The organism is Thermofilaceae archaeon (assembly GCA_038731975.1).
GTDB lineage: Archaea > Thermoproteota > Thermoprotei > Thermofilales > Thermofilaceae > JANXEW01.
This window is the reverse complement of record JAVYQJ010000036.1, coordinates 1-8670: the sequence shown is the minus strand read 5'-3', so window position 1 is coordinate 8670 and position 8670 is coordinate 1. Positions and strand designations below refer to the sequence as shown.

The 8670-nt window shown below is 59.0% G+C and carries 9 protein-coding genes; 6 read left to right on the top strand and 3 right to left on the bottom strand.

From position 1 onward, the window contains the following. Window positions 1–1574: DUF6784 domain-containing protein (locus QXF46_08605; GenBank protein ID MEM0226918.1), on the top strand; the 1574-nt coding region annotated here is incomplete at its 5' end. A 62-nt stretch (window positions 1575–1636) separates the two neighbouring features. Here the strand turns inward: QXF46_08605 and QXF46_08600 are convergent. Further along, complete coding sequence (locus tag QXF46_08600) at window positions 1637–3514, bottom strand: ADP-ribosylglycohydrolase family protein (GenBank protein ID MEM0226917.1); 1878 nt, start codon at window positions 3512–3514, stop codon at window positions 1637–1639. Between the two features lie 163 nt (window positions 3515–3677). Here QXF46_08600 and QXF46_08595 point away from each other — a divergent pair, with 163 nt between their 5' ends. Next, on the top strand, window positions 3678–4760 hold the full coding sequence (locus QXF46_08595; GenBank protein MEM0226916.1) for a hypothetical protein: 1083 nt from the start codon (window positions 3678–3680) through the stop codon (window positions 4758–4760). Between the two features lie 506 nt (window positions 4761–5266). Here QXF46_08595 and QXF46_08590 read toward each other — a convergent pair. Both QXF46_08590 and QXF46_08585 read right to left on the bottom strand, forming a co-directional pair. After that, on the bottom strand, window positions 5267–5608 hold the full coding sequence (locus QXF46_08590) for a nucleotidyltransferase domain-containing protein (protein ID MEM0226915.1): 342 nt from the start codon (window positions 5606–5608) through the stop codon (window positions 5267–5269). Beyond that, window positions 5592–5978 carry a HEPN domain-containing protein gene (locus QXF46_08585; protein ID MEM0226914.1) on the bottom strand — a complete coding sequence of 129 codons (387 nt, stop codon included), beginning with the start codon at window positions 5976–5978 and terminating at the stop codon, window positions 5592–5594. Before QXF46_08585 ends, QXF46_08590 begins: the two co-directional genes overlap by 17 nt. 297 nt (window positions 5979–6275) lie before the next feature. Here QXF46_08585 and QXF46_08580 point away from each other — a divergent pair, with 297 nt between their 5' ends. The 4 genes from QXF46_08580 (at window position 6276) to QXF46_08565 (ending at window position 8578) form a co-directional block, all read left to right on the top strand. Further along, window positions 6276–6686, top strand: coding sequence for a HEPN domain-containing protein (locus tag QXF46_08580; GenBank protein ID MEM0226913.1), 411 nt, complete (start codon window positions 6276–6278; stop codon window positions 6684–6686). Next, the gene (locus QXF46_08575; GenBank protein ID MEM0226912.1) at window positions 6655–6990 is read left to right on the top strand and encodes a nucleotidyltransferase domain-containing protein; all 336 of its coding nucleotides are present in this window, start codon (window positions 6655–6657) and stop codon (window positions 6988–6990) included. The genes QXF46_08580 and QXF46_08575 overlap by 32 nt, the downstream gene beginning before the upstream one ends. 539 nt (window positions 6991–7529) lie before the next feature. After that, on the top strand, window positions 7530–7946 hold the full coding sequence (locus tag QXF46_08570) for a hypothetical protein (protein ID MEM0226911.1): 417 nt from the start codon (window positions 7530–7532) through the stop codon (window positions 7944–7946). A 443-nt stretch (window positions 7947–8389) separates the two neighbouring features. Beyond that, window positions 8390–8578: a hypothetical protein gene (locus tag QXF46_08565; GenBank protein MEM0226910.1), complete on the top strand. Its 189-nt coding sequence runs from the start codon at window positions 8390–8392 to the stop codon at window positions 8576–8578. The last annotated feature ends 92 nt before the right edge of the window (window positions 8579–8670 follow it).

Below are 8670 nucleotides of genomic sequence, written 5' to 3'. Positions count from 1 at the left end.
TCTACTGCCTGTGCCTCTTCCTCGGATTTGGCATCTATGGCAGGAGATGGGTTGAAGTGGAGCGGCTTGTCTTCCCGCTCTCCCAGCCCATGATCTTCGCTGTTAACAGCGCTATGGACATAGATCCGGCGACGAACAAGAGCCGCTGGTTTGACTTGCGCAACATTAACTACAAGATTTTCTGGATTACTTTCATCATCGGAGTGATTTTATCGGCGATCCCGATATTCGGCGAGATCATTCCACCTCTAGCGGTGTGGGGAGCTTTCGCGTGGGGCGAGCAACCGATACTCTTCACGTGGCTTCCAGCCATAGCTCCCGGAGCGATGGCTAAGGGAGTTCTGCAGGTAGATCAGATTGCTCTCTGGCTGCTTCTACCTACAAGCACTCTCCTAACGTGCGTTGTTGCTTACGTGATCTTTGGCCTCATCTACCAAGCGATTGCAGTCCAACTAGGGCTGGTGAGGTACACTCCAGGAATGGAGTTCCTGTGGAACTGGGAGGACATCCCTGCCAACTGGTACCCTGTTCCGTACCGTTTCATCGGAGTTACAGGAATGATGGTCGGCCTCGGCCTCATCTGCTTGTACAACGCGAGAGACAGGTTTAAGGAGATCTTTAGCTCGTTAAAGGGTCCGAGCAGAGTTGAGTACGGGCTATCTACGCGGGGAATCGCCCTATTCGGGCTTATAGTGATGGTAGCCATCCTAGCGCTTTTCATAGGGAGCGGCGTACCCCCCGTCATAGCGCTCATCATGCTCTTCTTCGCAATAGTCTACTACACGGCACTCGCCAGGGTCACAAGCGAGCTGTGGTGGCACGTAGACGATTTCATGGGTGTTGGAGGCTACTCCTACATATACTACCCAGGGGTTCTGCTGGGATACTGGCCATACACGCTGCCTGCAGAGGGTAACAATTACGCCGCTTTTGTGACCGCGTATCTCGCGTACCCGTTTAACGAGTGCTGGACTGTAAGAGTTAACGGTCTTGGACCTGGCGGCTCGATAGGTCTTTACAAGATAGCGTATGAGACGCGCACAAACCTGAAGGACGTCTTGATAGCAACCATCTTCTACGTGATCCTCGGAACTGTTCTTACATCAACATTCATGATATGGTTCCTAGCCCACGGCGGAGGGATAACGAGGACAAACTCTTGGGGGAACTGGATCCACTGGACAAAGACGGGCTACATGGTTACCGGTAACTGGGGCTTTGGGCCTTATGGTGAGACGAGGCCTGACGCGATCTTCCCCTTCGCGGCTGCCGGCCTTGTTCTCTTCTTTGCCTTGTACTTCCTCAGGATAAGGTTCCCATGGTTCCCATTAGACCCCACTGCTTTCACAATGTCGTTGGCGGTCGGCCTCATCTGGACGTGGCTCTCAGCTCTTGTAGCACTCGTCATAAAGCTCGTGCTTGTGAGAGCGTTAGGTGTACGCAGGTTTGAGCAGTACGTACTAGCCATTGCGACGGGCTTGGCTCTAGGTTTCGGTGCACCCATACTTGTCGCAGGACTGATAGAGTTCTTCTCTGTGATAATGCCTCGCTTCGCGGCGTACTACGTACCATAAGTCCGATGAAGGAAAAAGCAAATTAGTAAAACATTTTTGTTTTATTTTTCGTTTTCAGCTTCTTAAAGTACGGTGGCCAGGTCTACTTGCCACACGGAGAACCTCGGTTTTCTTTCTACGTTCTCCTTGTATACGTCGAAGCTGAGCAAGGGTTCTCTCGTCTTCTTAGAATACTTGATGACGACCCTGTTCTCCCCCCTACGGAGGTGGGCGGGGTACCAGTGCATTAGGGGGTTCCAGATGCAGCGTGCAGCCTGGCTAGGGGACGGCTTCAGCCGGCTTCCGTTCAACCACACCTTTACGTCTCCCTGAGCCCCGACGACGAAGGAGACGTCCCTCTCGTCTGGCGAGTAGAGGCGGTGGAGTAGGTAGAGGCAGCATTCGCCTGCGAATCCTACAACCTTGTTGAGCGGCAGTAGGCTGGTGGGGGAGCTCAGCTTGAAGGCACCTTTGAAGAGCTCCAGCTCCCCTCCGCTCTCGATCAAGCGCTCGTCCACGTACGGCTCCTCGATGTCGGCTCTGTCCACCAGCCAGCTGGGGCTGTCGTAGAAGGGGCCTAGCACGAGCCACAGCTTTGAGCCGGCAAGCCCGAACTCCCTGATGTGCACTCTCCCGCTTCCCTCCACGAGGCGGGCTCTGAGGATGTTCCGGTCCCATAGGAGGCCGGAGGCTGGCGCTTTCACCTGGAGGCGGAAGCTCTCGGACGAGCATGGCGGCACGGAAACTCTGATGGGGTCCGGCGCGGACCACCCTTCCGGCGCTTCGAGCTCCAGCCGACCGTTGAGAGCGCTGCTCCCGTTGTTCACGATTTTGACGGCGATCCGCTTCACTTCACCTCCTCCGATAGCGGGGAGGCCGAGGTAGTCGATATGGAGCTCCACCCCGGGGATCGAGCGGATGGGGATCCTCGCCGCAAGCTCCTCGGCGCGCCTCGGCACGCTCACGATCCTGACGCGCTTGTTGAGGAGGCGCGAGGCTGCGATGCCCGCGGCGCAGGTCTCGTGGGCGAGATCGCTGATCCGGTAGCTCTCCCTCGGCAGGGGGAAGCCCATCTCGAAGGAGTCGCGCAGCGGCTCCACCCACTTCTCAGGTAGCCTGCTAGCCCCGAGGATGACGCCTAGGATTGCCCCCGCGGTAGCGGCCGTGCAGTCGGTGTCGTAGCCCGAGTTGAGCGCGATGAGAATGGTCCTCCCAAAGTCGTACTCGCCCCAGAGCAAGGCGATCAGCGTAAAGCCCACGTTCTGGTGGACCGAGGTCGCGTCGGGGCTCCCGAACCGGCGGAGGACCTCGCTCCTCGCTTCAACCCAGCTGAGCCCTCTCCTCCTGCACTCCAGGACGAGCTCTACGACGGACCTCAGCTTCGAGCCGCTGGGAACGTAGCGGAGCCCCGCCTCGATCAGCTTGTTCAAGTCGCTCTCGAAGAAGGATAGCGATTCGATCGCAGCGTAGAACTGCTCGGCCCACACCGAGTCCCTCCAGTGGTCGAGCACGGCGTCGCGCTCCGCGTAGGCTGCCGCTAGATCCGGGTTGCCCGGGAAGATGAAGCCCCACACCTCGGACCTGATCGGGGATCCCATCGACTCCCGGAAGTACTCGTTGTCGAACCAGCCCGAGTAGGGGGGATCGATGCCTCTAGCGAAGTTCTTGAGGAAGCGCCCGTACTCGTTGAAGTGGTACCAGCAGTGCTCCCACCACTCCTCAGCCAGATCCCTACTGGTCAGCTGGAGCCCCCTCTCGTAGATCGCGTGGAGCCAGAGGACCTGCAGATCGAGATCGTCGTTCGGCGGCCACTTCTCGGGGAACGCGGTCTCCTCGGTGAAGCTGTGGAGCCTCTTCTGCCCCTCAACCTGCGCTCCAACTGCCCCACCGACGCTCTTCCCCAGCCAGCCGCCGTACACCTTATCGTAGTACGTCGAGTAGTCGAGCTCGACAAGCTCCACGCACGTACTCCCCCGCACCACGTTTAAAACCGTGCCCGAGGGTGAGGGCATCGATCGCGGCGTCACCAGCTTAAAGCAGCTAGTTTTTCGAGCGGCTGTGTCGCTCTGCGCCGTTGCGACCTTGGGGCAACAGGCTTTAAGCTGCTTTCCCTCTGGAACTCGCGTGGCGTTTCCGGCGAAACTTGGGGAGGCGATCGGGGGTGAGGTTAGGAGGGCCTTGAGGGAGGAGTTTGACTCGCGCGACATCCTTTCTTGGACCGGCTTCCTGAGCAGGGGGGTTGACGCGTTCTTCATGAGCTGGGCTAGGGTGGGGCCGGAAGACCTGTGGGTGCCGGCGAAGCCGAGCGACTTCTGGAGAGCTGCTGAGCGCCGTTTAGCGGCCACCTACGCGAGACCGAAGGGCTACAGGGTTGTCTCGATCAGGAGTATCAGGTCGTACAGGTTCGGAAAGTTCAGCCTCCACTGCAGGCCGCCGAAGCTGGGGGTGGAGGAGGTCGCTTGGTTCGGTTTCGAGACGGACGACGCGTTTCTCGGCGGTGTCGCGCACTTCAGGTTCTACGGCCCCGACGGGAGGCTATCCTGCTACCTGGGCACGCTCCACGCTCTCCGCAGCGTCGACGTCACAGGGCTGCTCCCGAGCGACTACAGGGAGACTGAAAGGGAGTACTGGGTCGCGGTCGCGAGGAACGTTGTCGAGTGGGGGGTTGACGATAGGCTCCTGGCCGTCGGCGTAGCGGCGCCGAACCTTCGTGCCTCCACGATCAACGGCCCCCCTTACGCGATCCTCACGGTACCTTACAGGCTCAACACGGCGATGAGGACTGTGCTGGACATCGAGAACCACCACGACTACATGGAGAGGGAGACGGTCTGGGAGGTCTCCCAGTGGGGTTTCAGAGTCATCGAAGGGTCGGAGGTGATGCCTGCCGTGTACAGGCTCTACGAGTCCGGCACCTGGAACACTTTCGCAGGCAGAACTGTCGAGTCGGGGAGTCTGGTGAGCCACCCGATCCCGATATTCGGTTACGCGGGTAAGACGATCTACTTCCAGGCCGATGAGGCTGGTACGTTGAGCCTGGAGGTTTTAACGCAGAGCGGCAACTGGAGGGAGTACGACAGCGTGCAGGCTAGCGCGGGTAAGCTTCTCTCCTACAACATCGAGGCCGAAGGCGTGCTGGCGAGGATCGTGTTCACGCCATCAGTCTACCCATGCACAGTAAGCGAGGGCGAAGCTGTGCTCAGGTGAAATCGAGGCTTGTGCCACGCTTAGAGCCACCGGCTTAAGCCGCGTCTCTAACTGCCGAGCGCCAGCCTGGCTAATGGCGTGGGCGCTTCATCGATTGCCCAAGGGTTCCAGGGACCCTAGAGTTAGGGCGCTTCAGCGCACGGTAGCGACTCGGTGAGGAGCACAACAGGGTCGCGCCCATGCAGGGCGATCTATCGAGCTCGGCGACTAAGAGTGAGCCCGCTTCGCCGCTCAGCGAGCAGCCCCACTTTATCCGGGAATTGGCTTAAGCTCGACAATCATAGCGGCGAGAAGACCGAAGAACCCTCGCCCAACTCACTGGGCTGTTAGCCTCGCCAGGGACTTTACCCACCGCGGAGAGAAAGCGGTCTTCCCTGAGCTAGGGCCGCGAAATTCACGAAATGCTGCTAGCCGATCCCGCTCCGCTCAAGCAGCAAGAACCTCCGGTGTGTGCTAACTTGTATTAACAGGGATGTAGCTGATGCGCGTCGGGGGGCATCCGATCCTCAGCACTCCACTAGCTCTTTGATCCTGCTGAGGTACCACCTTCCCTCTTCCTTGTCTGCCAAGTGAATCTCGAACGGATGGTACGGCGGGAGGCCTGCGAGCTCCTCTATCTCTACTTTTATCTTCGCTCTCTCTAAGCCGCTCCTTGGAAGGCTCTCCGATAGTATCAGTATATCGACGTCGCTGCCGCCGGTGTGCTCGCCCCTCACCACGCTCCCGAAAACGTAAACCCTTGCCCCCGGGAGGACAGCTCTAGCAGCCTCCGCAACCCTGGCAGCGTACTCCCTCCAGTTCCTAACCATCTCGGCTCTCTTTACGAGTATGTCAATGTAGCTCTCCATGCTTCAAAACCTCTTTCGCGAAGTTTACGAGGATTTCAGCCTCCTCCCTGGTGTACTCCCTCACCAGGTACCTCGAAGCTATGTAGGCGTCCTCCAGGAGGCCGACCTTAGCTCTATTCTCCTCGAGGAATCTCGCGAGCCCCCTACACTCGGGCAACCTAGCGAGGATCGAGGCGAGAGTCATTATCGAGTAGACCTTGGGGTAATCACCCACCTTCTCCAGCAGCACCGGTTTAAGGTGAAGCTGCACCGCCTGCTCCGCAAGGAAGACAGCTGTGTCGTAATCCCCCGCGTCAAAGCTCTCCAGGGCTCTCGCGAGGAAGGATCTCGCCCTCCTTCTCAAGAGCTCTACCTCGCGGATACGCGACATCACGAGGGTGTGCAGCTACAAGGCTTATTTAACATCTATGCAGCGTTAGAGCGTCGGGATCTTACCCCCATCCGGCGGCTTCCGGTCCCCGGTGAGCACGGCGAGCCGGGGCATAAAGAGGCTGAAGTATAACCTCTCTGGGGGAGTACGGGTACGACGAAGTAGCAGGAAGAAGCCATCTCGTCCATTTACGCGGTACTTCTTGGATCCTTGAGGTACTTTTGGACGGTAAGCGTGCTGGGGGCTTGATCTAAGCTGTAGGAAAAGATATTAGGGAAGCGGGCCATTGATGTTGCAGTGCAAGTGCGTAGGGAGGTGGAGCTCTGGCTCAGGGCTGCCGATGAGGACTTAGAGGACGCTAAGATAGCCTTGAGCGGGGGGAGATGGTTCAGAGCGGCCTTCTTCTCGCAGCAGGCGGTCGACAAGGCCCTGAAAGCGCTGTTCTTCGTGGTGAGGAGGGAGGAGCCGCCGCGTATACACACGGTTACTGAGCTCTACGCTCTGCTCAGGGAAGCCGGCTTTTCGCTGCCTAGAGACGTGGAGGATCAGCTCTTCATACTGAACAAGTACTACACGGTGACACGGTACCCTGACGCGGCGGGCGGGCTTCCAAGCGAGTCGGTGGATAGGGTTGAGGCTCTAAGGGCTTACGACTTGGCTAGCGAGGTGGTAAGGCTTGTCAGAGAGTTCCTTCGAAGCCGCGCTTAGAGCCGCGCTCTCTCTCCTAGAGCTGCTCTCTCGGAGAATCAGGGTGAGGGAAGCTTACCTCTTCGGCAGCTACGCTAAGGGCACCTGGCTCAAGACCAGCGACGTCGACCTGGTGATAGTCTCCGAGGACTTCCGGGGGATGAGGTTCCTCGATAGGCTCGACCTCATCAACGAGCTGCAGTGGAAGGCGGGGATAAGGCCGTTCGTGGAAGCGATACCGCTGACGCCGGAGGAGTTCGCGGAGAGGCTGCGGGAGAGCGCCGTGCTGAGGGACGCTTCCAAGTACTGGATCAAGATCGCCTGACTCCGCGCCAGGCACTCTGCCGCGTGGAAAGCGGAGCCCCCCGGTTGGCGGTCTCAGCTTCAGCGTCTAGCTCCTCATCAAGGGGGTTAGCGCAGGCGGTTAGAGCTTTTCCGCTTTGCCGAGCTTTCCAGCTTGCTAGGCAAGCACTGTAGACCGGTGAGCCATACGATCGCTAGTGAACGCTGTGTAGAGTGCAGGTAGGGTGAGATGCTTCGAAAACATCCCAGAATCGTAATCAGGGCCTTTTCCGCTCCCAGCTTCAGGCTGCAGAATTTAGCTGCTCCTCTCCCGGAGGGGTTAGCTCTGCGGAACCGCTGGGATAGCTGGGGAGAGGGGTAGCGCGATGGTAGTCCTGGAGCGCTGCCGACCAGTATCAGCATTCCCCAGCGCGGCATACACGAGCAGCTGCTTCAAGCTCCAGAACCTTTAAAGCACCGCCCGCGTCTCTCCAGCTGTGAGGCTGAAGTACGGCAGGTGGATACTGAAGCCTGGGAGGCCGCTCTTCCGCTGGGGGAGGTGGGTCCTGAGGGAGGGAAGCTGTGGTCGTTTACGTGAGGTTGAAGGTCAGGGGGAGGGAGGAGAGGGAGCTCGTAGCCCTAGTTAACGGGGGCGCCCACAGCCCAGTGCCCGTGCTTGTCGTCGACGAGGTCACCGCGAGGGAACTGGGCTACGTCACGGGCGAGGTCGCGGAAGCCTCGGTGGCGGATGCCCGCAGGAAGGTGTACATCGTGAGGGAGACGGTCGAGCTGTCGCTGCTCGGCGAGGAGGGGGAGGAGCTGTCCCGCGTAAAAGCCCACCTGGTCATACACCCCGGTCTGGAGGAGCCCCTCATAACGGACGTCACGATCGACGAGCTCGGGATCATCGTGCTGAGCTTCAGCAAGGGGCTCTGGAGGCACGCGCGAGACCCCCCGGACAGGGTCAGAGTGAGCGCAAAACCCCCCTACGCGCTATGAGAACCGCGCTACAGTCCCGCGCTAGGTGCTCATCCCCCTCCATGGCCTCCCTGCTCGTGATCCACCAGGCTTTCCTGGTTTGAACCATGGACTGCCGAACCAGGCATCAGGGCTCTCATATTGGATCGTGAGTCTAGCGCCACCTCGGATGGCCCAACAGCCGGGAGCATGTAACTGAAACTGATGGAAGAAGTTCTCGTATCTCACCCCCTCACAACCTTCCCGGTGGGCCCTCTCTCCCGCAGGACGCGAGCTGCCACAAGCGTCCCCCCGGGGCAGGCCGGAACGCTTTCTCATCCCCTTAAACTTATCCCTCGTTTTCACATGCCCGAAAGTAGCGCGGAGAGCCCAAATGATGTAAGCCACTAATCCACCAATCAGCAACCCCTCGGAAGCAGTCAAGAAATAATAGAAAGGTCAGCTCCTCCGCCGGTATACCGTGCTTGGGGATGTTGACGACTTCGGAGAGGTGGACAACCGTCGTCATAATTCTCTCCCTGCCCTGCGATACGTCGCTAGGTATCCTCTTAGCAAGATCCTTCATCTGCCTCTCCCTCTGGGTGTCTTTTAGGCTTGTAGCACGCGTAGATGAAGACGTTCGCGTCCAGAAACCTCATGTGCTCGCCTCGTGAATCTTCCTCTCGAACTCCTCCCAGTCCTCGACCGCCTCCACGCCCAGATCAACCTTGTCAAAGTACTCAGTCAGATCGATCCTCCGCTTCGG